This window comes from Shinella sp. WSC3-e (genome assembly GCF_945994535.1).
GTDB lineage: Bacteria > Pseudomonadota > Alphaproteobacteria > Rhizobiales > Rhizobiaceae > Shinella > Shinella yambaruensis.
In genome coordinates this window covers 149,383-174,761 of sequence record NZ_OZ000534.1, presented here as the reverse complement: position 1 = coordinate 174,761, position 25,379 = coordinate 149,383, and the positions used below count along the sequence as shown (strand labels likewise).

25 protein-coding genes, 3 pseudogenes and 1 other annotated feature are annotated in these 25,379 nt (G+C 63.5%); of the genes and pseudogenes, 9 read left to right on the top strand and 19 right to left on the bottom strand.

Annotated elements, in window-relative coordinates:
* Nucleotides 1-19 precede the first annotated feature (19 nt).
* The 8 genes from AABF56_RS31420 to AABF56_RS31385 all read right to left on the bottom strand — a co-directional run bounded on the left by AABF56_RS31420 (nucleotide 20) and on the right by AABF56_RS31385 (nucleotide 8,928).
* The gene (locus AABF56_RS31420; protein WP_023515444.1) at nucleotides 20-1,147 is read right to left on the bottom strand and encodes an S-(hydroxymethyl)glutathione dehydrogenase/class III alcohol dehydrogenase; all 1,128 of its coding nucleotides are present in this window, start codon (nucleotides 1,145-1,147) and stop codon (nucleotides 20-22) included.
* Between the two features lie 40 nt (nucleotides 1,148-1,187).
* A complete protein-coding gene (locus AABF56_RS31415) occupies nucleotides 1,188-1,874 on the bottom strand; it encodes an ABC transporter permease (RefSeq protein WP_023515445.1) in 687 nt (228 codons plus the stop codon).
* Between the two features lie 3 nt (nucleotides 1,875-1,877).
* The gene (locus AABF56_RS31410) at nucleotides 1,878-2,585 is read right to left on the bottom strand and encodes an ABC transporter permease (RefSeq protein ID WP_023515446.1); all 708 of its coding nucleotides are present in this window, start codon (nucleotides 2,583-2,585) and stop codon (nucleotides 1,878-1,880) included.
* A gap of 78 nt (nucleotides 2,586-2,663) precedes the next feature.
* Nucleotides 2,664-3,461 carry a transporter substrate-binding domain-containing protein gene (locus AABF56_RS31405; RefSeq protein ID WP_023515447.1) on the bottom strand — a complete coding sequence of 266 codons (798 nt, stop codon included), beginning with the start codon at nucleotides 3,459-3,461 and terminating at the stop codon, nucleotides 2,664-2,666.
* Between the two features lie 53 nt (nucleotides 3,462-3,514).
* A complete protein-coding gene (locus tag AABF56_RS31400; protein WP_024271187.1) occupies nucleotides 3,515-5,479 on the bottom strand; it encodes a DUF2817 domain-containing protein in 1,965 nt (654 codons plus the stop codon).
* Nucleotides 5,480-5,597: 118 nt separating this feature from the next.
* Nucleotides 5,598-6,635 (bottom strand): histidinol-phosphate transaminase, encoded by a 1,038-nt coding sequence (gene hisC / locus AABF56_RS31395; RefSeq protein WP_145926141.1) that lies wholly within the window; start codon nucleotides 6,633-6,635, stop codon nucleotides 5,598-5,600.
* Nucleotides 6,636-6,769: 134 nt separating this feature from the next.
* Nucleotides 6,770-7,870, bottom strand: coding sequence for an FAD-binding oxidoreductase (locus AABF56_RS31390; RefSeq protein ID WP_024271188.1), 1,101 nt, complete (start codon nucleotides 7,868-7,870; stop codon nucleotides 6,770-6,772).
* 11 nt (nucleotides 7,871-7,881) lie between these two features.
* Nucleotides 7,882-8,928: an aromatic ring-hydroxylating dioxygenase subunit alpha gene (locus AABF56_RS31385; protein WP_035228497.1), complete on the bottom strand. Its 1,047-nt coding sequence runs from the start codon at nucleotides 8,926-8,928 to the stop codon at nucleotides 7,882-7,884.
* A gap of 124 nt (nucleotides 8,929-9,052) precedes the next feature.
* Here AABF56_RS31385 and AABF56_RS31380 point away from each other — a divergent pair, with 124 nt between their 5' ends.
* Both AABF56_RS31380 and AABF56_RS31375 read left to right on the top strand, forming a co-directional pair.
* Nucleotides 9,053-9,994 (top strand): LysR substrate-binding domain-containing protein, encoded by a 942-nt coding sequence (locus AABF56_RS31380; protein WP_023513006.1) that lies wholly within the window; start codon nucleotides 9,053-9,055, stop codon nucleotides 9,992-9,994.
* Nucleotides 9,995-10,044: 50 nt separating this feature from the next.
* Nucleotides 10,045-10,994 (top strand): annotated as a pseudogene (locus AABF56_RS31375) (IS3 family transposase); the annotation flags it as partial.
* Nucleotides 10,326-10,442 (top strand) — a sequence feature (AL1L pseudoknot). It overlaps the preceding pseudogene by 117 nt.
* Nucleotides 10,995-11,043: 49 nt before the next feature.
* Here AABF56_RS31375 and AABF56_RS31370 read toward each other — a convergent pair.
* From AABF56_RS31370 to AABF56_RS31355, 4 genes and pseudogenes are all read right to left on the bottom strand, one after another.
* Nucleotides 11,044-11,118: pseudogene (locus tag AABF56_RS31370) on the bottom strand (hypothetical protein); the annotation flags it as partial.
* Nucleotides 11,119-11,201: 83 nt separating this feature from the next.
* Nucleotides 11,202-11,393: pseudogene (locus AABF56_RS31365) on the bottom strand (VIT1/CCC1 transporter family protein); the annotation flags it as partial.
* A 95-nt stretch (nucleotides 11,394-11,488) separates the two neighbouring features.
* Nucleotides 11,489-12,043, bottom strand: coding sequence for a cytochrome b/b6 domain-containing protein (locus AABF56_RS31360; RefSeq protein WP_051795984.1), 555 nt, complete (start codon nucleotides 12,041-12,043; stop codon nucleotides 11,489-11,491).
* Nucleotides 12,040-12,318, bottom strand: a complete 279-nt coding sequence (locus tag AABF56_RS31355; protein ID WP_035219788.1) for a PepSY domain-containing protein — start codon at nucleotides 12,316-12,318, stop codon at nucleotides 12,040-12,042. The genes AABF56_RS31360 and AABF56_RS31355 overlap by 4 nt, the downstream gene beginning before the upstream one ends.
* 129 nt (nucleotides 12,319-12,447) lie before the next feature.
* On the opposite strand from AABF56_RS31355, the gene AABF56_RS31350 reads away from it, so the two are divergent.
* The 4 genes from AABF56_RS31350 to AABF56_RS31335 all read left to right on the top strand — a co-directional run bounded on the left by AABF56_RS31350 (nucleotide 12,448) and on the right by AABF56_RS31335 (nucleotide 15,607).
* On the top strand, nucleotides 12,448-12,780 hold the full coding sequence (locus tag AABF56_RS31350; RefSeq protein WP_035219790.1) for a PepSY domain-containing protein: 333 nt from the start codon (nucleotides 12,448-12,450) through the stop codon (nucleotides 12,778-12,780).
* Nucleotides 12,780-13,439, top strand: coding sequence for a response regulator transcription factor (locus tag AABF56_RS31345; RefSeq protein ID WP_117371557.1), 660 nt, complete (start codon nucleotides 12,780-12,782; stop codon nucleotides 13,437-13,439). The genes AABF56_RS31350 and AABF56_RS31345 overlap by 1 nt, the downstream gene beginning before the upstream one ends.
* Nucleotides 13,436-14,800: a sensor histidine kinase gene (locus AABF56_RS31340; RefSeq protein WP_035219791.1), complete on the top strand. Its 1,365-nt coding sequence runs from the start codon at nucleotides 13,436-13,438 to the stop codon at nucleotides 14,798-14,800. The genes AABF56_RS31345 and AABF56_RS31340 overlap by 4 nt, the downstream gene beginning before the upstream one ends.
* Before the next feature lie 120 nt (nucleotides 14,801-14,920).
* Entirely contained in the window at nucleotides 14,921-15,607 is a 687-nt protein-coding gene (locus tag AABF56_RS31335) for a YoaK family protein (RefSeq protein ID WP_035219792.1), read from the top strand.
* A gap of 211 nt (nucleotides 15,608-15,818) precedes the next feature.
* Here AABF56_RS31335 and AABF56_RS31330 read toward each other — a convergent pair whose 3' ends face one another.
* The 6 genes from AABF56_RS31330 to AABF56_RS31305 form a co-directional block, all read right to left on the bottom strand.
* Nucleotides 15,819-16,202, bottom strand: a complete 384-nt coding sequence (locus AABF56_RS31330; protein WP_051795987.1) for a hypothetical protein — start codon at nucleotides 16,200-16,202, stop codon at nucleotides 15,819-15,821.
* Nucleotides 16,203-16,600: 398 nt separating this feature from the next.
* A complete protein-coding gene (locus AABF56_RS31325) occupies nucleotides 16,601-17,623 on the bottom strand; it encodes an FAD:protein FMN transferase (RefSeq protein WP_133037114.1) in 1,023 nt (340 codons plus the stop codon).
* Nucleotides 17,604-19,811 (bottom strand): PepSY domain-containing protein, encoded by a 2,208-nt coding sequence (locus AABF56_RS31320; protein ID WP_133037113.1) that lies wholly within the window; start codon nucleotides 19,809-19,811, stop codon nucleotides 17,604-17,606. The genes AABF56_RS31325 and AABF56_RS31320 overlap by 20 nt, the downstream gene beginning before the upstream one ends.
* 12 nt (nucleotides 19,812-19,823) lie before the next feature.
* A complete protein-coding gene (locus tag AABF56_RS31315) occupies nucleotides 19,824-20,291 on the bottom strand; it encodes a DUF2271 domain-containing protein (protein WP_272809018.1) in 468 nt (155 codons plus the stop codon).
* Nucleotides 20,292-20,559: 268 nt separating this feature from the next.
* Entirely contained in the window at nucleotides 20,560-21,075 is a 516-nt protein-coding gene (locus AABF56_RS31310; protein ID WP_023513013.1) for a cytochrome b, read from the bottom strand.
* A gap of 54 nt (nucleotides 21,076-21,129) precedes the next feature.
* Entirely contained in the window at nucleotides 21,130-21,567 is a 438-nt protein-coding gene (locus tag AABF56_RS31305; RefSeq protein ID WP_023513014.1) for a PepSY domain-containing protein, read from the bottom strand.
* 104 nt (nucleotides 21,568-21,671) lie between these two features.
* Between AABF56_RS31305 and AABF56_RS31300 the strand changes: the two genes are divergently transcribed.
* Genes AABF56_RS31300 through AABF56_RS31290 form a run of 3 tightly spaced genes read left to right on the top strand, consistent with a single transcriptional unit; the run spans nucleotide 21,672 to nucleotide 24,966 of the window.
* Nucleotides 21,672-22,331 (top strand): response regulator transcription factor, encoded by a 660-nt coding sequence (locus AABF56_RS31300; protein ID WP_024271189.1) that lies wholly within the window; start codon nucleotides 21,672-21,674, stop codon nucleotides 22,329-22,331.
* On the top strand, nucleotides 22,328-23,656 hold the full coding sequence (locus AABF56_RS31295; RefSeq protein WP_035219798.1) for an ATP-binding protein: 1,329 nt from the start codon (nucleotides 22,328-22,330) through the stop codon (nucleotides 23,654-23,656). Before AABF56_RS31300 ends, AABF56_RS31295 begins: the two co-directional genes overlap by 4 nt.
* Nucleotides 23,657-23,700: 44 nt before the next feature.
* Nucleotides 23,701-24,966 (top strand): MgtC/SapB family protein, encoded by a 1,266-nt coding sequence (locus AABF56_RS31290; RefSeq protein WP_023513017.1) that lies wholly within the window; start codon nucleotides 23,701-23,703, stop codon nucleotides 24,964-24,966.
* Between the two features lie 158 nt (nucleotides 24,967-25,124).
* On the opposite strand, the gene AABF56_RS31285 is transcribed toward AABF56_RS31290, so the two are convergent.
* Nucleotides 25,125-25,364, bottom strand: coding sequence for a YdcH family protein (locus AABF56_RS31285; RefSeq protein WP_023513018.1), 240 nt, complete (start codon nucleotides 25,362-25,364; stop codon nucleotides 25,125-25,127).
* Between the last annotated feature and the right edge of the window lie 15 nt (nucleotides 25,365-25,379).

Below are 25,379 nucleotides of genomic sequence, written 5' to 3'. Positions count from 1 at the left end.
GGCGGTCTTGAACCCGCGCTCAGTATACCACCACGCCGCGGATGCTCTCACCCTTGTGCATGAGTTCGAAGCCGTTGTTGATGTCCTCGAGCGGCATCGTGTGCGTGATCATCGGATCGATCTGGATCTTGCCCTCCATGTACCAGTCGACGATCTTCGGCACGTCGGTGCGGCCGCGCGCGCCGCCGAAGGCGGTGCCCATCCAGTTGCGGCCGGTGACGAGCTGGAACGGGCGCGTCGAGATCTCCTGGCCGGCGCCGGCAACGCCGATGATGACCGACTTGCCCCAGCCGCGATGCGAGGCTTCGAGCGCCTGGCGCATTACCTTGGTGTTGCCCGTGCAGTCGAAGGTGTAGTCGGCGCCGCCGATCAGGTCGCCGTTTCGCTTCGTCATGTTGACGAGGTACGGCACGATGTCCTCGCCGACTTCCTTCGGATTGACGAAATGCGTCATGCCGAACTTTTCGCCCCATGCCTTGCGGTCGGGGTTGATGTCGACGCCGATGATCATGTCCGCGCCGGCAAGGCGCAGGCCCTGCAGCACGTTGAGGCCGATGCCGCCGAGGCCGAAGACGATGGCCGTCGAGCCGATCTCGACCTTGGCCGTGTTGATGACCGCGCCGATGCCGGTCGTCACGCCGCAGCCGATGTAGCAGATCTTGTCGAAGGGCGCGTCCGGGTTGACCTTGGCGAGCGCGATCTCCGGCAGGACCGTGAAGTTCGAAAAGGTCGAGCAGCCCATGTAATGGTGGATCTTGTCCTTGCCGATCGAGAAGCGCGAGGTGCCGTCGGGCATCAGGCCCTGGCCCTGGGTGGCGCGGATCGAGGTGCAGAGATTGGTCTTGCGTGACAGGCACGAGTAACATTCGCGGCATTCCGGCGTGTAGAGCGGAATGACGTGGTCACCCTTCTTCACCGAGGTGACGCCCGGGCCGACGTCGACGACGATGCCCGCACCCTCATGGCCGAGGATGGCCGGGAAGAGGCCTTCCGGATCGGCGCCCGACAGGGTGAAATCGTCGGTGTGGCAGATGCCCGTCGCCTTCACCTCGACCAGCACTTCGCCGGCGCGCGGGCCTTCGAGCTGTACGGTCATGATTTCAAGCGGTTTTCCGGCCTGAACGGCAACGGCGGCGCGTACGTCCATGGTCTTTCCTTCCAGAGTGTCCGTCGTTTCGGAGATTTGGTTATCGCGGCAGGTAGCGCGTCAGGCGGGCTTCAAGCAGCCGGACGAGGGTGATCAGCACCAGATTGATCAGGAGGTACAGCACGCCGGCGATGGCGAAGACCTCGAGGATCGCATAGGTCTGGCTCATCAGGCGTTTCGCATGGCCGGTGATTTCCAGCACGGTGATGGTCGAGGCAAGGCTCGTTCCCTTGACGACGAGCACGAGTTCGTTGCCATAGGCCGGCAAGGCCTGCCTTATGGCGAGCGGAAACGTGATCCGGCGAAAACACAGGAGTCGCGACATCCCGCAGGCCTGCGCCGCCTCGACGAGGCCACCAGGTATCGACAGGAGGCCGCCGCGCAGGATCTCCGACGTATAGGCGGCGGTGTTGAGCGCCAGCGCCATCACGGCGCAATGAACACCGTCGCCGACGATCCACCAGAGGACGGGATTGTCGCGCACGAAGGCAATCTGGCCGAGGCCGTAGTAGAAGAGGAAGAGCTGAACGAGCAGCGGCGTTCCCCGGAAGACGGTGCTGTAGCCCTTGGCGAAGCCACTGACAAACCGGTTTTTCGAAAGCCGCATGACGGCGAGCGCGAGGCCGAGATTGAAGCCGACGGCGACGGCTGCCAGTGTCAGGACGGCGGTCAGCCACAATCCCTTGGCAAGGGTCGGAACGGCAAGCTGGATGAGATCGAGATCCATGGCCTATGTCCTCGTGCGGGGGCGCAGAAGGCGCTCGATCCGGTCGAAACCACCCTGGCTGACCAGCGTGATGACGAGATAGACGACAGCCGCGATGAAATAGAAAATGAAGGGATGGCGGGTGGAGCCGGCGCCGACGAAGGCGGCACGCATCAATTCCTGCAGGCCGACGACGGAGACGAGGGCGGTATCCTTGATGGTCGTCTGCCAGACATTGTTCATGCCGGGCACGGCAATCCGCAGCATCTGCGGTGCGATGATCCGGCGGAAGATGCGTCTGCCGGGAATGCCGAGCGCACGCGCCGCCTCGATATGGCCACCAGGAACGGCGGCAAGCGCGCCGCGCACGACTTCGGTGGAATAGGCGCCGGATATGGCCGCGATCGCGATAACGGCGATGATGAAGGCATAGCCGTTGCCGGCCAGTCCTTCATAGCCGAAGGCGGCGGCGACCTGCCCGACGAATTCGACGGAGGAGAAGAAGAGAAGATAGATGATCAGGAGCTCCGGCACGCCGCGCACGATCGACGTGTAGAAATCCACCGCCAGCGTCAGCGGGAAGAGCCGCGCCCATTTGATCAGGCCGCAGGCAATGCCGATGACAATGCCGAAGGCCATGCTCGCGATACCGACGGCGATGGTGATCGCCGCGCCGCGCAGGATTGCGGCGATCCAGCCGCCCTCCCATACCTGCCATAATCCAAATTCCATCGGGCCCGCCCAAACCTGTCTGTTATCCTGTCGGAGGCGGTGTCTCCCGGAGGATATCCGGGAGACACCATGTCGGCGTTACTTGCAGGGGCGGGAAATGTCCGTCTTGAACCAGGTCTGGCTCGCCTTGCCGATAGAGCCGTCGGCGACAAGTTCGCAAAGCGCCTTGTCGATGCGCGCCTTCAGCTCGGTGTTTTCCTGGGCGATGCCGACGCCGATGCCTTCGCCGAGCGTCGGATCGGAAGAGCTGGCGATCTTGACGTCCACCAGCTGGAAATCCTTGCCCTCCGGCTTGGCGAGGAAATCCTCCATCGCGGACGCGTCCGAAAAGGCCGTATCGACGCGGCCGCTGGCGAGGTCGATCTGCATCTGGTCGAGCGTGTCATAGGTCTTCAGGTCGGCGTTCGGCACGTTCTTCTCAAGGTAGTGGGCATGGGTCGTGCCGGCCTGCACGCCGACCTTCTTGCCGTCGAGCGCCTTGATCAGGCTGTCGAAATCCTTGATGCCGGCAAGGTCGGACGTCTTCGGCGCGACGAACATGTTGGCGAGTTCGGCATAGCCGATGGAGAAGTTGATCTCCTTCTTGCGGTCCTCGGTGATCGACATGCCCGAAATGATGGCGTCGAAACGCTTGGCCTTCAGTGCCGGAATGAGGCCGTCGAAGGCCTGCACGACGAACTGGCACTTCATTTCCAGCTTGGCGCAGAGCAGGTTGCCGACATCGGCATCGAAGCCGGTGACGTTGCCGACGGCATCGGCCATGCTCCAAGGCGGATAAGCGCCTTCCGTTCCGATCGACAATTCGCCTTCCGCGGCCTGCGCCGTGGTGAGGCCGGTGGCAAAGAGCGTGGCGAGCAACAGACTTTTCAGCTTCATGTTGTGGTTCCCCATATTGAGCTTCGTTGTCGGGTGGGTGAGGCCGGCGGCTGTCAGAACGTCCGGGCCAGGAACTGGCGCATGCGTTCGGAGCGCGGATTGGTGAAAATCTCCGCCGGGGCACCCTCTTCCTCCACCTTTCCCTGATGGAGGAAGAGGATCTTGTGCGAGACCTCGCGCGCGAACTGCATTTCGTGCGTCACAAGGATCATCGTGTTTCCTTCTTCGGCCAGTTGCCGGATCACCCGCAGCACTTCGCCGACCAGCTCGGGATCGAGTGCTGAGGTCGGTTCGTCGAGCAGGATGAGTTTCGGGCGCATCGCAAGCGTGCGGGCGATGGCGGCGCGCTGCTGCTGGCCGCCCGAGAGCTGGCCGGGATATTGCGCGTGCTTGTCGGAGAGCCCGACCTTCTTCAGCAAAGCGTGAGCGTGATCGACGGCCGCCTGCCGCTCTTCCTTCAGCACATGCAGCGGCGCCTCGACGATGTTTTCGAGCACGGTCATGTGCGGCCAGAGATTGAAGTTCTGGAACACCATGCCGACCCGCGAGCGGATGCGCTCGACCTGCCGCATGTCGGCCGGAACGGCATTGCCGTCCGCCGTTTTCTTCATGCGGATTTCCTCGCCGTCGATGACGATGCGTCCGTCGTTCGGCTGTTCAAGCAGGTTGATGCAGCGCAGGAAGGTGCTTTTCCCCGAGCCGGAAGAGCCGATCATCGACACGACCTCGCCCGGCTGCGCGGAGACGCTGACGCCGTTCAGCACAGGCAGGATGCCGAAACGCTTGTGGATGCCGTGCACCTCGATCGCCGGCCGTTCGGCAAGCCTCGGGCCGTTTACGTCGGGATGGGTGACGACGGTAACAGCCGCTGCTGCCGGAACGGTCTTTTCCGGGCCGGCGCCGCCAACCGCCTTGAGGTCGGCGAAGGCGCGATCGAAATGGCGCAGCGATGCGGCAAGGCATGTGCGCTGCCAGTCCGCATCCTCGGGGATGAAGGCGGCGCGCAGGGTTTCCTTGATCCTGCCGCCGAGCGGCGTGTCGACCTTGCCGAACAGATGAAGCCAGTTGTCTGCTTGCACCGCGTCGGAAACGGTGGCGCCGTCCAGCGTGCCGCATTCGACCACCAGCGGCAGGACGCGGGCCTTCGGCAGCGCGGTCCGCACGGCCGCAGAAACATAACCGGTTGCGGTCGCGGCAATGCCGGTATCTGTTGTCGCGTTCGCACCGGTGACGACGACCGAGAGTGTGGGGCCGAAGATGCTCCGCCCCCAGTCCAGCCCGGCGTGCTCACTTTCAGCGACCGACAGCAGCGCCGGATAACCATAGGGACCGGCGCCCGTATGAAGGTCGAAAACGACGACCTCGGCCGCCTGCTGCGCGAAGGTGGAGAGGATGTCGATGAGCGTGCGGTTGGACCAGACCGGGCCATCGCCACCATAGAACAGCCCATCCGGAAAATCGTATTGGCCAGCTTCGATGATTGGGGCGAGGCCGGCATAGCCGCCGGCTTGCCGCTTGGCCGCCTCATAGGTCTCCGCTGCCGCGTCGTGGTCCGGCCCCTCCAGGGCGGAACAGACGAGCGCGCCGTGCAAGGCGCCGTACGGTTCGTTTTTCGGCGGTGCTTTTTGCCAGTCGATAAAATTGCGGTTGAGGTCGACATTGTCTTCGTTCACCCGGCGCGACCATGCGCTGCCCCAGGGATTGATGAGATGGATCGCGAGCACGGCGGTATCGTCGGGAAGCTGCCAGGGCGTGTTCTGGGAGAGCCAGGCGGTCTGGCAGGCCGAACCGAACGGACCTTCGACCCCATGGGTGCCGGAAATCAGCACCATGAGCTTGCGGGCATCGTTGCGGCCGAGATAGGCGACATCGGTCGCAAGCCGCTCGCCGTCTGGACCATGCAGCGGATGCAGATATTCGACGAGGCTCGCCCCGGCGGTGCGCGCGGCGGCCAGGAACCGGGTGCGGAGAGCCGAGTAGTCGCCGGAAAAGAGACCGGATGGCGTCAATGAGGACATGCGATGTGGCTCCCGGTTCGCTTTGGGCAGACTTGCGTTTGCGCTCATGGTTCGTTCCCTCGGGCCGTAGATTGACCCCCTGTTCTGTCTTGTCGGATTGGAGCGGCGCTGCGGCGCGTCACTCCGTGGCGAGAGCGGTCAGCGCCTCGATGAAGCGGTCGTTTTCGGAGCGGCTGCCGATCGTCACGCGGATGAAGGTTTCGTAGCCGGCTTCCTTCCACGGCTTGATGATGATCCCCTTCGACAGGAAGTGATCCAGCGCCGCCCGGCTGTCCCAGCCGACATCGATGAAGAGGAAGTTCGTCTGCGATCCGGCGACGCGAAAGCCGAGGGCTGCGACGCGCTGGGAGACCCGCTGTCGTTCCTGCTTCAGTGCGGCGACCGATGCGCGCATCCATGCTTCGTCTTCGAGTGCAGCGAGTGCGGCGGTCTGCGCGGCGGCATTGACGTTGAACGGTGTCTTGGCGGCGGTCATGGCGCGCGCCAGGCGCAGGTCCGACGTCACGGCATAGCCGACACGCAGGCCGGCAAGCCCATAGGCCTTGGAGAAGGTCCGCAGCACCACCCAGGAGAGATCGGTCTTTGCGAGGGCGGCCAGCCCGTCGGGCATGTCGTCGTCGGTGAACTCGAAATAGGCCTCGTCCAGCACGAGCAGCGTTTGTGGCGGAACCGCCGAGAGAATACGCTCGAGGCCGTCACGGTTAAGCGCCGGCCCGACGGGATTGGACGGCGACGACAGAAAGAAGATCACCGGTTTGCGCGTAAGCATGGCGACGATCGCGGGAATGTCGAAATCCAGGTCCGGCCGCATGGCAACCTTCTCGACCCGCGCGCCGTTGGCGAGCGCCTCTATCTCGTGCAGGCCGAAGCCGGGACAGAGCGTCGCGACGAAGGCGCCGGGACGAAGAATGGCGCGGCACGCCGCGGCGATCATCTCCTCCGAGCCGTTGCCGACGACGATGCGGTCTGCGGGAACGTCGAGCTTGTGGCTGAGGGCCGTGCGCAGTGTCGTGCAGGCCGGATCGCAATACCGCGCCGGATTGAGGCCGGCGAGGGCTGCGGCGACCTTCGGCGAGCAGCCGTCCGGGTTCTCGTTGCTGGCGAGCGCGGCGATGTCCTGCCGGCCGCTGTGCTTCTGCGCGGCGGCGATGTTCATGCCGGCATTGTAGGGCGGCAGACCGGCGACATGCGGGTTGAGCGGAATTTCATCTCGGAGCAGTTTCGTCACGGGTTCTCCTTCGGGTGGCGAGGCCCCCCCCGGTTCAGGCCGCAGCCTCTTGGTCACAGTCGCTACAGATCGAGCACGAGCGAGGATTTCGGCCGGGTACAGCACAGCAGCACCCGATCCCTCGGCATCACGTCCAGCGGCTCCTCGAAATAGTCGACCTCTCCGGAGACGAGGCCCTGCTCGCAGGTTCCGCAGACCCCAGCCCGGCAGGAGAATTCCGGCTCGATGCCCTGTGCCTCCAGGAAGGCAAGGATGGATTCGCTCGTGCCGTCCCAGGAGAGCCTGCGCCCGGATTTCTGAAGAACGATATGAGGTCCGTCGCCTGCGGGGGATTGGTCGTCGGCGGGCGGCTTGACGGGGTGCGGTGTTGTCTGCGCGGCTTCCTTGAGAAGGCTTGCCGGGCCGAAGAACTCATAGGCGATACGTTCCTTGCGGACGCCCAGGCCGGTGAGAATACCATAGAGCGCCTGCATGAAGGGGGGCGGGCCGCACATGTAGATGTCGTAATCGTCGAGCGGCAGAAGTTCCTGGAGGGTGGCGCGTGTCAGGAAGCCTTCGGAATGGCACCGCATCGTGTCGAGGTCGGCGCTTTCTGCGAAACGGTAGCAGAAATGCACGGTGACGCCGGGTCTGAGGGCGGCAAGCTGTTCGACCTCGCCGCGCAGGGCATGGACGGCCCCGCTGTCGCAGGCGTGGATGAACCAGACGGGACGGTTGCTTTCCCGCGCCAGCACATCGAGCATCGAGACCGTCGGCGTCAGCCCGACGCCGCCGGAAAGCAGCACGACGGGCCGGCGGCTCGACGTGTCCAGCTTGAAGGCGCCGCGCGGCAGGTCGATCTCGACGATGGCGCCGGGCTCGATCTCGTCATGCAGCCAGCACGAACTCACACCCGCCGGCACGTCTTGCGACGGTGCGGCCTCACGCTTCACGGTGATCCGATACGTGCCCTCCTCGCGTGGGGACGAGGAGACCGTATAGTTGCGCAGGACATGGCCACCCTTGCTATCGGGAACCCGTATCGTGAGGAACTGTCCGGCCTCGAACGGCCGCCAGTGCTGCCGGTCGAGAGGGGCAAGTCGGAAAGACGTGATGGTGGTGCTTTCGCGTGCCTTCGAGATGACTTCGAAGGGGCGGAAGCGCGAGGCCGCGGCGTCCAGCATTCGGGCGATCCTTACTCAGCCGCTGCGTGGGCAGGCCCGGCTTGCGCCTCGGCAGCGATCATCTGGGCGAGCTTGCGGCGGAAGCGCATCGGGCCGACGTCGATCTTCAGGTCGAGGTTCGGCGTCTGCATATTCGCCATCCCGTGATGGACGGCCTCCAGTACGATACGGTCCTCCTCGAAGGCGCCGCGCACGGACTTGGCGAAGCTCTCGGAAACCTTGGCGTCGTCGGGCGCGAAATTGCGCATCTGGAACCAGTAGTATTTGGTGCGGTTCTCATCGACCGGCGTCATGAAGTTGTAGCTGTCCATGAGGAAGGTGTTTTCCGGCAGCGCGCGGCCTTCGCCGCCCGTATGGGCCGGCGCGAAGATCGCCTTGATGATGGCGTTGCTCGGGTAGCGGACCTCGTAGTGCTGCTTGCGGTCCGTATTGCCCTCGAACTGCAGGAAGGGGGCATAAAAGGGTGCCGGTTCGGAGTCGATCATCCAGCGCCAAACGGTCACGCCATCGTCCTTCACGGTCGTCTCCAGCGGCGTTTCCTCGCAGGCTGAGCTTGCGAAGGACGATTGATGGACCCAAGCGACGTGGGACGGATCGAGCAGGTTGTCGGTCATGTAGAGGTAGTTGCAGTTGAGCGTCATGGACTCGCCGCGATTGATGCCCCATGCCGGGTCGTCGAAATACTCCACCTCGAAAATGTCCTTCGGGTCGGCCTTTTCCGCCTCGCCCATCCATATCCAGAGCAGGCCGTAGCGCTCGTGAACGGGGTAGGAGCGCACCTTGGCGACATGGGGAATACGCTCTGCACCCGGAACGCGGGTGCAGGTGCCCGAACAGTCGAAGGTCAGGCCGTGATAGCCGCATTCCACGTCGTCGCCCTTGATGCGGCCCATGGAGAGCGGCAGCTTGCGATGGGGACAGGCATCCTCCAGCGCGGCGGCCTGGCCATTCTGCCGGCGGTAAAGAACGATCTTTTCGCCGAGGATGGTGACGGGCTTCAGCTCGCGGCTTACCTCGTGATCCCAGGCCGCGACGTACCAGGCATTCTTGAGAAACATCTCGCTCTCCTTGCGTTTTGATAAGCGAATGTTCGTTGTTTTCTCGGCGCCAACAAGTTGCCAGCTGCTGCGTTCTATTTTAGAAAATCTAAATTGGGATGCGTCGCGGGAGGAATGCGTAAAGATGTCGAACCCGTCCTTGCGTGGCTTGCAGGCCTTTGAAGCCATTGGACGATGCGGCTCGGTGAGTGCTGCCGCGGAAGACCTCGGCGTGTCGCCGGGAGCCGTCAGCCAGCTGGTGCGCAATCTGGAGCAATGTCTTGGATTGACGCTTCTGGAGCGGCGCGGCCGGCGGGTGGAATTATCGTCCTGGGGACGGCTGTATTATCGCGAGGTTGCGAAGGGTTTTCAGCAGCTTTCCCACGCCGCCAATGTCCTGACGCGTGCGCGCAACGAAAGCGGCATCGTGCTCAGCGCCCTGTCCTCGGTCGCCAGCCGTTGGGTCAGCCGCAAGATCTTCGATTGGCAGTCGCTCTGTCCGGGCTCGAACGTGCGCATCCTCGGCCAGGAACAGGAACCTCGCCTCGGTGCGGAGGAGGTGGATTTCCGCATCACCTACGGCCGGCGTTCCTACGCCCACGAACACGTAGCAGTTCTGTTCACCGATTGGGTCGTGCCGGTCTGTTCGCCTGCGCTCATTGCAAACGGCGCTCCGCGCTGTCCGCAGGACATCCTCACATTTCCCCTGCTCAATGTGGAATGGGAGGCAGACTACAAGGCGTCGCCGCAATGGAAGGACTGGGCAAGCCTCATCGATGCCGATGGCCGGCAGACCTTTTCCGGCCTTTCTTTTACCTTGTCGAGCAGCGCCATCGACGCGGCCGCCAATGGGCGCGGATTTGTACTCGCGCAGGTTTCCATGGTGCAGGACGAGATTGCCTCGGGCAGTTTGATCGTTCCCTTCGACATTCGCATGAAGCTTTCCGAAAGCTACTATCTCGCCTGGGACAGGACCGCTCTTGAAAAGCCGTTCGGCCAAAGGTTCCACAAATGGCTCCTCGGAATTGCCAGGCAACAGGATCAGTATTCGGCGCCAGCGCTTCCAACAGCCGTCGCGTCATTGTGAACCGCGCCGGGTTTGCCGGAGGCTCCAACTTCTGAGAAAGTGGAGCCGATATGAGCAAGACAACAAACAAATTTTCACCGGAAGTCCGCCAACGCGCCATCCGTATGGTGCTGGATCACGAGGCAGAGCATCCGTCGCGGTGGGCAGCCGTTTCATCTATTGCGGGCAAGATCGGTTGCTCGCCAGCCACGCTGCATGAATGGGTGAAGAAGACCGAGGTCGACAGCGGCAAACGAGCAGGCCTGCCGAGCGACGCGGCCGAGAAGATGAAGGCTCTGGAGCGGGAGAACCGCGAGCTTCGTCAGGCCAACGAGATTTTGCGTAAGGCGTCTGCTTATTTCGCGATGGCGGAGCTCGACCGCCCCTTCAAACGATGATCTCGTTCATTGACGAACACCGTGGCGTGTTCGGGGTCGAGCCGATCTGCAGGCTTTTGCCGATTGCCCCGTCAACCTACTATGAGAACGTCGCCAAGCGCCTGGACGTGGATCGCCTGTCGACCCGCGCCCGCAGCGATATCGGCCTGAAGATCGAGATACGCCGGGTGTTCAATGAGAACTTCCAGGTCTATGGCGTGCGCAAGGTCTGGCGGCAATTGCAGCGGGAGGGCTTCGACATCGCCCGCTGCACTGTCGCTCGGCTTATGAGGGTGATGGGGCTGCAAGGCATCATTCGTGGCAAACCGATCCGCACGACGATCAGTGACAAGACCGGCCCATGCCCGCTCGACCGGGTGAACCGGCACTTCTTCGCGCCTGCGCCGAACATGCTCTGGCTTTCTGATTTCACGTATGTCGCGACCTGGCAGGGCTTCGTTTACGTCGCGTTCGTAATCGATGCCTTTGCTCGCCGCATCGTCGGTTGGCGGGCAAGTCGGACTGCCCATGCGGGTTTCGTTCTCGATGCACTCGATCAGGCGCTTCATGATCGGCGGCCCGTGCACCGTGGTGGACTGGTCCACCATTCCGACCGCGGATCGCAATATGTGTCCAGACGCCATCGGCCGGCACGCGGGCGCCGGGCCGCAGGATCACGACATCCCCGACGACAAGCTCCGCTGCGGGAACCTCCAGCACCGAGCCATCGGCCTGCCAGCGGAACGCCGTTTCGGGACGAAGCGCCATCAGCGCCTCGACGGCGCGGCGCGCACGGCCGAGCGCCTGGTGCTCAAGCGTCGTCGACACGCTGAACAGCGTCAACAGCACCGCGCCATCGACATCGCGCCGGCCACCAGCCCGGCGACACCGGCGACGAGGATTTCCTGCGATGCAGCGGTCGCCGCCGCGACACCGACGATGAGGCTCGACGTCGAGATCAGCCCGTCATTGGCACCCAGCACCGCCGCGCGGAGCCAGCCGATACGTTCGATGAGTTGGCTTTCCCTGTGGACGGCGCGCATGGCATCTCCGATTTCAGCAGATCGGCTGTGGTTACACGACTTCAGGCAATGGATTTAGAATTATTCTAAATGTATGCCATAGAGACGGCAGCACATCAATCTTCGCGGCGCTTTCTTCCCGTCACCATGGCGCGAACGAGGTTTTCCCGGTGCTCGACGCTGGCTAGAACAACGCCGGCGATATGCAGGGCGACCAGCCCGATGGTCGAATAGACAAGGGCCTTATGGACATCCTCCACCCAGCCGACACCCCAATAGGCATCCGTGGTCATCATATAGCCGGTGGTCACGATGCCGGACACCGCCGCGAGCAACAGAACGACCATGGCGCCCCCCGCCGGATTGTGGCCGAGATACCGCTTGGCGCGGAAGGCGAGGCTGTCACGGAGGAACGCGAGAATCGTCGTAGGGGCATAGAGGAAATTGGCGAAGCGGGCGTGATGCGGCCCCAGCAGCCCCCAGACCAGGCGCAAGGCGATCAGCCCGGCGATGGCATAGCCGGAGAGGATATGGGCCTTCTTCCATTCGTCGCCGGTGACGAAGGAGAAAACGAAGAGGCAGACCAGCGACCAGTGAAAGACCCGCACGAGCGGGTCCCACACCTTGACGCTTTCCCCCGCCCCGCTGGTTCGGGAGAGTGGCGCCATCATTCCGCTCCTTCCGAGCCGACCGGCTCGCCGGTCTGCGGATTGAAGATCGTCTCGACCTTGGCGCCCTTGGCATCGATCGCATAGACTTCGTAGCAGCCGTTCTCGACCTTTATCCGCCGGACGTCGAGGCCCATCGCCTTGGCCTTGTCCTTCATGGCATCCTCGGTCATCCATTTGTCCTTCGGCACGTCGCAGCTCTTGCCCTCATCTTCGGCACGGGCCGCACCGGCGGCAAAAAGGCCGAGAAGGGCGGTTGCGAGAAGGATTGTCTTCATGGAATTTCTCCTTGTGGCCGGCCGGAGCACCCTGCCCCGACGCTGGACGCACCATAGGCAGCCGTGGCTGAGCGATGGCTGACGGGAAATGTCAGCAAAATTTCAGCCTCGCCGTGCTAGGCTTCGAACATGCGTGTGCTCTTCATGTCCGTCATCACCCTTTCCCTTGCCGGGCTCCTTTCGGCCGGCGCAATCGCTCATGCAGACGATGAGGGGGACGACGCGGACGGACGCACCCTCGACGCCGTTCAGGAGGCGGTCGAGAAGGGCGCGATCAAACCGTTTTCCGAGTTGCGCGACATCGTCAGCCGGCGTTTCCGGGGCGATATCGTCCGCGTGGAACCACGCCGGAAGCACGGGATCTTCCTCTACAAATTCAAGGTTCTGTCGCCCGAAGGGCAGCTCGTCGAAATAGAGATCGACGCAGCGAGCGGCACGATCCTCGAAGTCGAGAACGAATGATGCGCATCCTGCTCGTTGAAGACGACCGGCTGATCGCCCGCGATCTCATCGCCCATCTGGAGCGGGCGGGCTATGTCGTGGACCATGCCCGCGACGGCGAAGACGGCTGGTATCGCGGCGACAGCGAGGATTTCGCCGCCGCCATCCTCGATCTCGGCCTCCCCTCCATGGATGGCATGACGATCCTGAAACGCTGGCGCAAGGACGGGCGCCGCTTCCCCGTCCTCATCCTGACGGCGCGCGGCAATTGGGAAGAGCGCGTGGAAGGCATCGATGCCGGGGCGGACGACTATCTCGCCAAGCCCTTCCAGATCGCGGAAGTCCTCGCCCGCCTGCGCGCTATCCTGCGCCGCTATGCCGGCGAGCCGAGCCCCGTCCTCAGCGCCGGCGGCCTACACCTGGACCCGCGCGTCAAATCGGTGACGCTTGGGGACCGGCCGGTCGACCTGACGCCGCTCGAATATCGCTGCCTGCACCATCTGCTCCAGAACCGCGAGCGCCATGTCAGCCAGCAGGAACTGACCGAGCAGCTCTACGCCCAGGATTTCGACCGCGACAGCAATTCGGTGGAGGTGCTGATCGGCCGGCTGCGGCGCAAGCTGGGCAAGGCTTTCATCGAGACGCGCCGCGGCTACGGCTACCGGATCGCCGCCGCATGAGATGGCCAACCTCCATTCGCAGCCGCCTCCTGCTGATTTCCGCGTTGACCGTGAGCCTCGCGCTGACACTGACCGTCACCTTGCTGGTCTCGCTCTTCTCCAGCAACATCCGCAACCGCATCGATGCGGAGCTGACCAGCCATATCAACACGCTGGCCGGCGCGCTGTCCTTTGCCGCCGACGGCACGCTCCAGCGCCCGGAAAGCCCGCTCGACCAGCGCTTCGCCACGCCCTATGGCGGGCTTTACTGGCAGATCGTCGACGATGCGCGGGGGCAGACCGTCCGCTCGCTGTCGCTGTTCGACACGGCCCTTGCCCTGCCCATGGACAGGCACGCCGAGGGCGCGGTTCATCGCTACCTGCTGCCCGGCCCGGCCGGAAGTTCATTGATCGTCCTCGAGCGGCTCGTGCAGGTCGCTGCACCGGAGGGGAAACGCGCGCTGCGCATCGCGGTCGCCATCGACGCGCAAACGCTGGAGGAGGCCAGAGCCGCCTTCATCCGCGACATCCTGCCGGCCGTCGCCGGGCTCGGCGTCTTCCTCGTCGTCGCGTCGATCCTGCAGCTCACCCTCGGGCTGCGGCCGCTGGCGGCGCTGAACGAAGGGATCGTGCGCATCCGCGAGCGGCGTGCCAACCAGTTGACCGGCGCCTATCCCAGTGAATTCCAGAGCACCGTGGCGGCAGTCAATGCGCTTCTGGATACGCAGGAAGCGATGATGGGCAAGGCGAGGAAGCGCGCGGCCGACCTCGCCCACGGCCTGCGCACGCCGCTGACGGTGCTCTCGAACGATGTCCTCACTCTGCGCGACAAGGGTGAGGCGGCCATGGCGGACGAACTGGAGCACCTGGCGTCCGTCATGCGTAATCATGTGGAACGGGAACTGGCGCTTGCCCGCATCGCCGCCAGCGCGGACCTGCGCCGTTCGGACGCCGACGTAGCCATGATCGTCGGCGAACTTGTGCGCATCCTCAAGCGCTCCCCTTCCGGCGAGCGGCTGCGGTTCGAGATCGACGGCCCAAACACCGAGACCGTGCCCATGGACCCAGCCGACTTTCGCGAACTCATCGGCAACCTGCTCGAAAATGCCGTCAAATGGGCGACGGCCGAAATTCGCGTGCGCTGGAAGCGCAACGAAGACGGCCTGCGTCTGACGATCTCGGACGACGGTCCGGGCGTGCCGGAGCAAGAACTCGGCAATCTCACCCGCCGCGGCTGGCGTCTTGACATGGCATCCCCCGGCTCTGGCCTCGGTCTCTCCATCGTTCGTGAAATCGTCGATGTCTATCGCATCGGTTTTATGCTGCGGAACAGAAAGGCCGATAGCGGGCTGGAAGCCGAGCTTCTGTTCGCTCATACATGATGCAAACCGTCACGCAGATGGACGCCCCCCATCGACTCTCGCGCTTCGGCGTTGCATCCTGCCCTACAGAAACGACACGCGGTTCGTTCCCCACCGCATCCATAGCAATGTAAAATCGAAATGCTCATCCAAGAAGGCGACAAGAGGACTCCGGCAACAGACCTGATGCTGGCTTCAATTCTGGCGTTCGTCGCAGGCGGCGTGAACAGTGCCGGTTACCTTGGCTACCGCTATTTCTCAGCCAACATGACCGGCAATGTCTCGATGGCCTCCGATTTCCTCGCAGTCTCCCGGTCCGACCTGGCACTGGGATTCCTGACGATCGTCGTGATGTTCATCCTTGGTGCCTTCATCGCCTCGTGTCTCATCGAAGTCGGCAAGCGGCAGCTACGTCGTAACATCTACGCCCTCACATTGATCGTCGAAGCCGCGCTTCTGATGCTTGTCGGGCTTTTCATCACCCTGAGCGCACGCTCCCCGAATGGTGTGCTGGTGGTGGGCCTGTTGAGCCTGACCATGGGATTGCAGAATGCGGCATCGACGCGGATTTCCGGCAGTCGCGTAAGAACGACCCACGTTTCGGGTGTAGCAACCGATATCGGGGTGGGCATCGCCATGCTTCTGGGAAACAATTCCAGCTCCGACAGGCTGGCCATCGTGCTGCGCTTGAAACTCCACCTCGTCACGATTGTCTTCTTCGCACTCGGTGGCGTATTTGGCGTTCTTGGATACCAGCACCTCGGGGGATTATCCTTCTGCGCTTTGGCGATGCCTCTACTCCTGCTAAGCATCAGATATCTCCGGTAATGCAGATGGAGAAATGCTGCCCGCTCTGCCGGACGGCGCGCACTTGCAAATTGAGCAGACTGTCGGCTTTGAAGTGTCACAACTTTAGACTGAAGGACCATAATAAAGGCGCAAATATACCTCTACTCCAGCCGGATACCGGCCAGCACCGACACATCGCCATAGCAACCGTCGACTATCCCAAGAACACAATTCAAATCCGAATCTACTGTTATTCTGGCCCACGATCACCGTATTTGAGCAGCCCCTTCACCGCCTCGCCATCCAAAGCCTGCGCATCGAACAGCGCCGTGGTGAGCGCGTCGAGCTTGTCGCGGTTCTCACTGATGATTTCGACCGCCCTCGCAAATGCCCTTTCCAATCCCGCATGGATGCGGGCTGCGAGATCGGGATTACCGTCGAGCACGGCGGTCGGGTCCTTGTCATCGCGGTAGAGCAGCGGCTGAATCGCACCGAAGCCGAGGGAACGCTCCATGGCGAGCGCCATCTTCGTTGCCCTGGCGAGACCGCTTTCGTCCGAACCAGCGGACCCGGCGGACACCTTGCCGACCACGATCTGCTGGGCGGCGCGCCCCGCCATGAGCATGGCAAGCATGTCCTTACGGTACCCCAGCGTATCAGCATTTGCCTAAACCCGCAATCTTCCAACCTATCGGTCCCACCAATTGTGGGTTGCTATGATCCGGGCCGACTTCATGGCCTGAGTAAAGTCGTAGGAGCTACGGCGGTTAAGAAATTCCTACATTAAGCAACCTGTGATGAAATAAACAGCAGAGAGATCAGAAATTAAACTTGATAAATTTCAAAAGGTTAAGCGTGCAAATCCGCGCCTCTCACGTTCTGGCGCATTCTCCACATCAACTGTCGCGATATGAAATCTTGGGTTGAATGGAATTTGGAAGCCGATACGGGGTCCCGTTACAACGTCGATTGACAAGAATAGCTGGCCAAAGTCCAGCCACCACCAGGAGGCACGGCCATTTTCCGGTCCTGTCAGTCCGAATTGTGCGATTGCTTCAAACTTTGCCCATAAACCTCAGGAACCCTTCGACAGGTCTCCCGGCCTGCCGAAAAAAGAGGTCCTGTCGCTATCGGCCGGACTCCGCCCGAGGCGTCTCGCAGAAGAAACAGCACGTCTAGGCCAAGGTGCTGGGCAAGCTCGGTCCCGGACGTCGGACCGAGAACCGTCAACGCGGTCGCCCAGGCATCGGCTTCAGCGCAGGTTCGCGCGACGACCGTGACCGAAGCGGGCGACGACAGTAGCGGCGCACCGCGGCGCGGATTCATGGTGTGCGAGAGACGGCGACCGTTCACGACAGTCCAATGCCGGTAATCGCCAGAGGTGGCGACCGCAGCCTCCTGCAAGGCGAGGACGGAGTGCGGCGCTCGACGGGCCGCGTCGGGACCTTCTACGGCAATGTTCCACGGTTCACCATCGGGGCGCAGACCGAGCGCCCTCATCTCGCCGTCAATTCCCACGAGGCCGGAAGTTATGCCGAAGCGCCCGAGGATCGCGACCAGCCGGTCGACGCCATATCCCTTGGCAATGCCGTTGAGGTCGATCGTGATCGGCGCGCGCTTGCGCACCGCCGCGCGAACAGGATCGAGCTCGAGCGCCACATGGGCGGGTTGGCGCGATGTCGCGAGTGCCTTCCGGATCAGGGCCCGGTCGGCCGCTTGCGGGCCAAAACCCCAGGCAACGACCGCATCGCCCACGCCGATATCGAAAGCTCCGCCCGACGCACGGCCGATTTCGAGCGCAAGATGCAGAACGTCTGCCAGACGCGCCGGCACATCGATCCAGTCGCCGACGGGACCGGCGTTCAACCTCATCAGAGCGCTGTCGGGCTTCCAGGTGGACATCTGCGCGTCCACCTCGTCCATTTCCGCCTGAAGAGCGTGCCGAACCGCCTCCGGATCGAACCCTGCCTCCGTGTAGAACAGCGCGGACCAGCGCGTTCCCATGGTCGGTCCGTTGAGCGCGTGCCTCATCGGATCAGTAGACGTCTTCGACATAGCGTCCCTCCGCCTTGAGCAGGGCCGGCGTCAACCCTACCGGCGCGAGAATCTCGGCAAGCGCCGCCGAAACGCCGACGGCCATATCCCGCCCACCACAGACCATGATGCGCGCGCCGCCGCGGATCATGGCCGCGATCTGGGCGGCTTCCTCAAGAAGAGCGTGCTGGACATAGCGCGGCATCCGCCCGCGCGAGCAGGCCCCGACGAGCCGGTGAAGGCGCCCTTCGCGATGCCAGCGCGTCAGTTCGTCCTTGTAGAGGAAATCACTGGCAGGATGACGCATTCCGAAGAACAGGTGGATCGGACGGCGACGCGCATTGGCGCGCACGAAGCCCGCCAGCGGCCCTATCCCTGTTCCAGCTCCGATCAGGATCAGCGGTATCCTGCTCCTGCCGGCATGGAAGCCGGGATTGGTTCGGATGAATGCGCGAACGGCACATCCTGGCTCCAGATTGAAGAGCTGCCCGGAACAGAGCCCCGCCGGATGCTTCTTCACGACGATCTCGATGAAGCCATCGCGCCGTCCCGAAGCCAGCGAGTAGAACCGGGGAACGGACGAGCCCTCGGGCAGCACGCCGAGAAGATCGCCTGCCGAAAACCGGCCGAAGCCACGCCCGGCCAACCGATGCCAGAACGGGACTTTGGGCAGCGCGAACTGCAGGATCACTGTCGGAGCTTGCACCTCCGCGCCGTATTCGCGCCGCGAAACGAGGGTCAGTGGGGAGGCCGCCGGCAAGGCTGGCCGATGGACAAGCTCCAGCCCGATCCCCATCGCCTCACCCAGCGATCGTCCCCAACGGGCAAAATCCTGCGGCGACTGCCGGTCGACGGTTTCGTATGGGATGAGCGTGCTCCCCCCTCGCGCCTCGGCGGCCCTCGCAACGACCTGGGCAAAGGCGCAGTAGGCCGGGAAGCTGCGGTCACCGAAGCCGAGCACGGCGATCGGAATGGTTGGCTCTACCGGCAGGGTTTGCAGGCGATCGAGAAACCCCCGCGCCGAAGCGGGCGCATCGCCATCGCCATAGGTTGCCGCAAGGATGACAATGCGCCGGGCATGCCGGTAGCGCTCAGGATCGAATGACGACATCGGCGCGGTGTGAACCGCCTGCCCGAGCTTCGTCAGCGCGGCGTGCAGTGTCGCAGCGAAGCTCCATGTGCTGCCGCTCTCACTGCCGACAAGCAGGATCGTTTCCGCACGTCCAGCCGTTACATTGCCGTGAATCCGTGGCCGCCCGCGCCGCCCCGCCAGCCACAGGATGAGGCCGGTGCCCGCCATCGCCGGCACGCCGAGCGCCATCATGCCGAGCACGAGGCCCAAGGCGGCCGCGCCGTGGCCGGTATGCAGCATATAGATGGTCTCCGAGAGACGCTGCCATCGGGTCAGGTCGCTCCAGGCCAGCAGCACGCCGGTGCCCTGATCCAGATAGCCCGTGCCGCGATCGGTCTTGAGCGTGAAGACATCCGTCGCATCGGCCGGATCGGGAAACGCCAGGCTGCGCAGTTCGGTGACCGGTGTCCGTTTCAGCAGGTCGATATGCGATGCGGCCATGCCGGTCCGGCCGCTCGCCTCAATGTGGGCGACGGGAGATATGGCGACGTCGGGAAGGAGATCGAATATCGACGCCGTCATCCACAATGCAGTGGCCGAGGACAAGACGAGGCCTGCGACGGCGACGCGCGCGATCTCGACATGCAATCTTCCGGCGAGCGGCCCGCGTATCGGCGCGAACCATCGCCGCCAGCCGCCAGCCCTGCGGGCAACGAGCATGGTGCCGGACACAGCCAGGACCAGCATGGCGGCAGCGCCCATTGCCGCTGCGATACGCCCGCCGTCACCGAGAAAGAGCGACCGGTGCAGACCGGTAAGCCACTGCTCGACGGCATTCGGATCGCTGGAGGCGACACCCAGCCCTGTTGCGGGATCGATGATGGCGGCCTGAGGTGCCCCATCCTCGAACCAGTAGGCGGTGATCTTACCGGAGGGCGCGCGACGTATCTGTTCTATTTGAGGGTGGATGGCGAGGATACGTCCGGCCAGCGTCCCGACGGAAAGCCCTGCCTCGGCCTGCGGGGCGGACAACCGTTCGGCGGCGGGAAACAGCGAGAGTGCTGCACCGCTAAGGCTCAAGACCAGTAGAAAAAGAGCGGCCAGAAGGCCTGGCCAGCGATGGATGGCACGGATCATGTCGTCCACCGCCTAGAAGGAGTAGGCAACGGTCGAAACGTAGCGTCGACCGCGAACAGACGCCTTTGCGCCCGCAGTGGTCAGGGGAACGGCGACCTCGTTGGGGCTGTCACGCATGTCCTCCACGGCTGCGTCGACATGCAGCGTGTAACCTGCGTCGAAAAGCGCATCGGCAAGGTCGAGCGAGATCTCCAGCGTGCGCCCCGCACCGACGCTGGCGCCGGTAATGCCGTCGATGCCAGCGCGGCCGCCAGTGGCGCGATACCAGCCCGATAGATGCTCGTAATATTTGGACTTGCCGCCAGCGACCCAGAGCGTGCCGGCATATTTGCCCTGGGGATCGGTGACATAGAGCGCGAGATAGGCGCCGTCGCCGCCATAGTTGGTCAGCGTTGTGGTCAATGTCACCGGCCGGGCCATGGCGAGGCCGGGGAACGTGAGGGCGGTTGTCATGGCGAGAGCTGCGAGAAGCGATTTCATGTCGGCTTGCCTTTTGCGAGGAAACGGTGTCCGGGTCGTCGCAGAGCGCCGACCCGTCCTCGTCACTGTGGCGAAGCCGCCTGAGAGCTGCCTGACGGTCATCGGGATTTTCCGTCAGCACTTCGTCAGGAAACATCGGACACGGTCAGGTCCGCAGCAGATGCAGGAGCGGCCGGCCTGTCGGCAGGCCAGCCGCGAAAACTCCGGGGACTGAACAAGACGGCAGCCAGCCACGCTCCGCTCAGGCGCGTGGCTGGCTGCCGCTGCGTTAGCGCGGAGACATCCGCTGCAACGTCCCGTCGCGCAGGACGTACTGGTGCCAGACCGCCATCGCGGCATGCAGTCCGGCAAGGTAGAGGATGATCGTGCCGGCATTCTCATGAATGTCCGCGATCAGGCCCGGTGCGCCCTGCACCCGCTCGGTGATCGCCGGAAGCTGGAAGCCGAAGAAAGAAACGGGAACACCGAGGCGCGACGCCGCGTACCAACCGCTCAACGGCAGGGCAATGAGGAACAGATACAACAGCACATGTCCGGCTTTGACGGCAAGGGCGAGACGGCCATTGGACTGCGGCGCGTCCGGGGTTCCGCCCGCAAGGCGCAGGATCAAGCGCGGAAGCACCAGGACGAGCACGGCCAACCCGAACGAGAAATGCAGCAAGGGCGGGTTTTCGGCCATATGACGGCCTCCCGTCGAGGTCAGCCAGGCCCCGAGGATCAGCAGGGCTGTCAGCCAGTGGATGACGATCATGCTTCTGGAATAACGGGCCGGATCATGAGGCATGGCGGGATCTCCTTGCGACGGTCGCAGCGCTTGAGCGATAGCGAGATGGGATTGCTACTTGATGGTGGTCTTGGGCCGCACGGTCGTCCCGAGCAGGGTGTTGGAGGATGTTCCGCCTACGGTGTCGTTCTGCGAGGCTGGCGGCCGCTGACGCCTCGATCCGTGACGGTCGTCATCGCGATCCCTGTGCCGGAACTTGACGATTTCGAGGGTTTCCGGATCGACCTTGGCCTTGAAAGCCAGGCCATTCCGGTCGGTTCCCCGGATTTCGTAACAGCCGTCATCGATCTTGATCCTGGCAACGGTCCAGCCTTGACTGGCGGCCATTGTTTCGACCGCTTCCCGCGGCTTCCATCGATCCATCGAGACATGGCAATCGTCGTCGTCAGCCTTGGCGATACCGGGACCGGAAAACGCCAGAACGAGGATCGCGGCCAGCAAATGTTTCATCGTTTCATTGTTCCTGATCAACGCGCTTTCGGGGGGAACCATGGCACGCTCTCCTGACGAACGCCTGAAGCAGCGATGGGGCGGTCTTCAGCAAACCGACAGCATCGGACGCTAGGCAGGAGGATGGCGAGACGGGTGACCCTGGGATGAGAGTTCTACTGATCGAAGACGATGCTATCCTCGGAAAGGCCGTGCGCGAGCAGGTTGCCGCCCTCCACTCGGTGGACTGGGTGACACGGCTCGATGCGGCGCGCGAACATCTCCAAAGCGCGGCATACGATCTCATCCTGCTCGATCTGATGCTCCCGGACGGATTGGGCATCGCCTTTCTCAAAAAGCTTCGAGCCGAGGGCAGCGTGACGCCGGTCATCATCCTGACGGCGCTCGACCAGATCTCCGACCGCATCGCGGGCCTCGATGCCGGCGCCGACGACTACATGATCAAGCCGTTCGATCTGTCGGAACTCTCCTCGCGGCTGAATGCGGTGGCGCGGCGATACAGCGGCAACCCGAATCCTCTCATCGAGATCGGCGACCTGCGCATCGATCTCGCCGCCCGGACCGTGATGCACGGCGCGCGCCCTGTTGAGCTTACCGGTCGCGAATGGGCGCTGTTCGAAGCATTTCTGCAGCGGCCCGGCATCGCGATGACCAAGGCGCAGCTCGAAGATCGGCTCTATGCATTCGGCGCAGAGGTCGAGAGCAATACGATCGAGGTTCACGTCAGCAGACTGCGCAAGAAGCTCGGCCACGGCGCGATCGATACGGTGCGGGGCATCGGGTATCGTCTTGGAACGGCAAGATGAAGCGGCCCAGGAGCCTGCAATGGCGGCTCTCGCTATGGCTGGGGCTAGGGCTAACGGTGTTATGGGCACTTGCCGCGGTCGTGACCGCGCAGATGCTGCGCCACGAAATGGACGAGGTGTTCGACAGCGCCCTCGAAGAGACGGCGCAACGCATCCTGCCGCTTGCGGCGATCGAGATCATCGGCCGCGATGCCGACGACACCGAACAGCGCGTTGCCACGCTCCGCCAGCACGACGAGTATTTCACCTATGTCGTGCGCGATGCCGCGGGCAAGGTTCTGCTGCGATCGCACAGCGCCGATCTCGCGGCATTCCCGCCGTTTTCCGGAATGGGCTTTGCCACGACGCCGACGCACCGCCTCTACTCCGACGCGACCCTCCAGCAGAATCTGACCATCACCATCGCGGAGCCCCTGTCGCATCGCCGGATGACCGCCGGGCGACTGTTGCTCGGGCTGAGCCTGCCGCTGGCCGTCATTGTCCCGCTCGGCTTGATCGGCATCTGGGTCATTGTCCGGCTGTCCATGACCCCGGTTCGGACCTTCCGCTCGCAGATCGAGGCGCGCGGCGGCGGTGATCTGACACCCATCGACGCGGAGGACCTGCCCTCGGAGATCGGCCCCGTCGCCAAAGCGGTCAACCACCTCCTGGACCGATTGACGCGTACCTTGCAGGCCGAGCGCAGCCTGGCGGCCAAATCGGCCCATGAGCTGCGGACACCGGTGGCTGCTGCACTGGCGCAGGCGCAGCGCATGATCGCGCAAGCGCCGGACGACGCCACGCGCGAGCGCGCCGAGGATATGCAGACCGCCTTGCGGCGCCTTTCCCGCCTCACCGAGAAACTCATGCAACTGGCGAGAGCCGAGGGCGGACGCCTTCTCGCCGAGGCGCCGGTCGAGATCGGCGCCATCCTGCGGATGGTTGTGAGCGAATTCGACGGGCAGGCCGAGACTGCAGGGCGCATCGACCTGACACTGCCAGACGCGCCGGTATTCGCAAGCATCGACGCCGACGCCTTCGCCATCCTGGCCCGGAACCTGATCGAAAACGCCCTCAAGCATGGCGTGCGGGACGAACCGGTCGCCGTCACCTTGTCGGCAGACGGCTGTCTGCGCGTCACGAACGCCGGCCCGGTCGTGCCTTCCGCAGTGCTTGCGCGGCTGAGCGAGCCCTTCGAGCGCGGTCAGGCTCTGGTGCGGGGGGCCGGCCTGGGGCTCGCCATCGCCCGGACCATTGCTGCCGGAACAAATGGACGGATAGAACTCCAATCTCCCGCAAGCGGCAGGATTGACGGGTTTGAGGCAAGGTTCTTCATAGACAAATGATCATCGACATCGACGCCAGATGCTGAAAGGCAACTCGGGAGACCATGGACACTGACGCCCTGCTCAGCCGCCTTGCGGTATCGCTTTCGATCGGTCTGCTGATCGGCCTGGAGCGTGGATGGCGTACCCGCAACGAGGAAGACCATCTGCGCGCGGCAGGTCTACGAACGTTCGCGCTGACCGGTCTCACCGGCGGCATTACCGGCGCCCTGGCCCGGCAGTTCGACTCTGGCCTCGTGATCGGTCTTGTTTTCCTCGGGTTCACCGCGGCATTCGCCTCCTACCACTGGCTCGAAGCGCGGGCCGAGCGAAATTACAGCGCGACATCCGTCGTCGCCGGCATAGCCACGTTCCTGCTGGGAACGCTTGCCGTCGTCGGCGACCTTGCAGCCGCCATCGCCGGGGCTGTTGCCACGGCTGTGCTGCTTGCCCTGCGCGAGCCGTTGCATCGTTGGGTCGCGTCGCTGAGCTGGAATGAGATCCGGTCGGGCCTGACGCTTCTGGCAATGACCTTTCTCATGCTGCCGATCCTGCCGAACAGGCCGGTCGATCCCTGGGGCACCGTCAATCCATATGAGATCTGGTTGCTGACCATCCTGATCGCCGCGGTCTCCTTCGCCGGCTACGTCGCCGTCCGCGTGTTCGGGGACCGGCTTGGCGTCCTGATGACGGCGATCGCGGGCGGGCTCGCCTCTTCGACAGCGACGACCTTGACGCTGGCAAGGCTTGCCCGCCGGCACCCCGAGTCCAGCACGCTGCTTTCCTGTGGCGTGCTTCTTTCCGGCTTGACCATGATCATCCGCGTTGCAGTCGTGGCGACGGCCTTGAACCCAAGCTTGCTTCCGCATCTCAAATGGCCATTGCTCATCGGCGGTGGCGTGCTCGCCATCGGCGCCGGGCTCCTGCTGCTACAAAGTCGCGGCTCCTCCGAACAGCCGGAACTTACGATCACCAACCCGCTGGAATTGGCGCCTGCCCTGAAAATGGGGACACTCATCACCGTGGTCATGGTGGTGTCGCATCTGCTTCAGCAGTCGTTCGGGAATGCGGGCGTTCTGGTGACCGCCGCCGCTTCGGGCATCGCCGATGTGGATGCGATTTCGATCTCCATGGCCCGCCTGGCGTCGCATTCGATCGAGCCCGGTCTTGCGGCAGATGCGATCCTGATCGCCGTGGCCATGAATACACTTGTCAAAGCCGTGATGGCGGCATGGGTCGGAGGCTCAAGGATCGGCGGGCCCGTCAGCGCCCTTAGCGTGCTCGGCCTTGCGGCCGGCATGGCAGCGTCTCTGTATCTTGGCCGTTCGTGAATTGAGGGGGAGATTGCGGCCGGGCATGCGGCCACACTCGGGCCTTGATGGGTCGGTCTGGTCGGCTGTAAGCGATGGTTTCGGGGAGAGTGGTGTCGCTGATCTCCCCGAAATCGGGTAATGCAAGCGGGGCAGCAAAACGCGGCCTCGCAGTCCCCTCACGCGTTGCGGAGCGATGCCACGATCTTGTCTTTTAACATCAGCCGCTGGCGGCGCAGATCGGCCTCGGCTGCTTCGGAAATGGCGTCGAGACGTGTCTCGGACCGATGAATCTTGTCGTTCACCGCGTCATATTCCGTCAAAACATGCGCAAACTCCGGGCTTTTCGCCTTCAGGGCATGAATGGCGTCCATCTGGTCTGGGAATTCGTCGCCAAGAGTGTGAGGTGTATTCGACAAGGTTCTTTCTCCTTT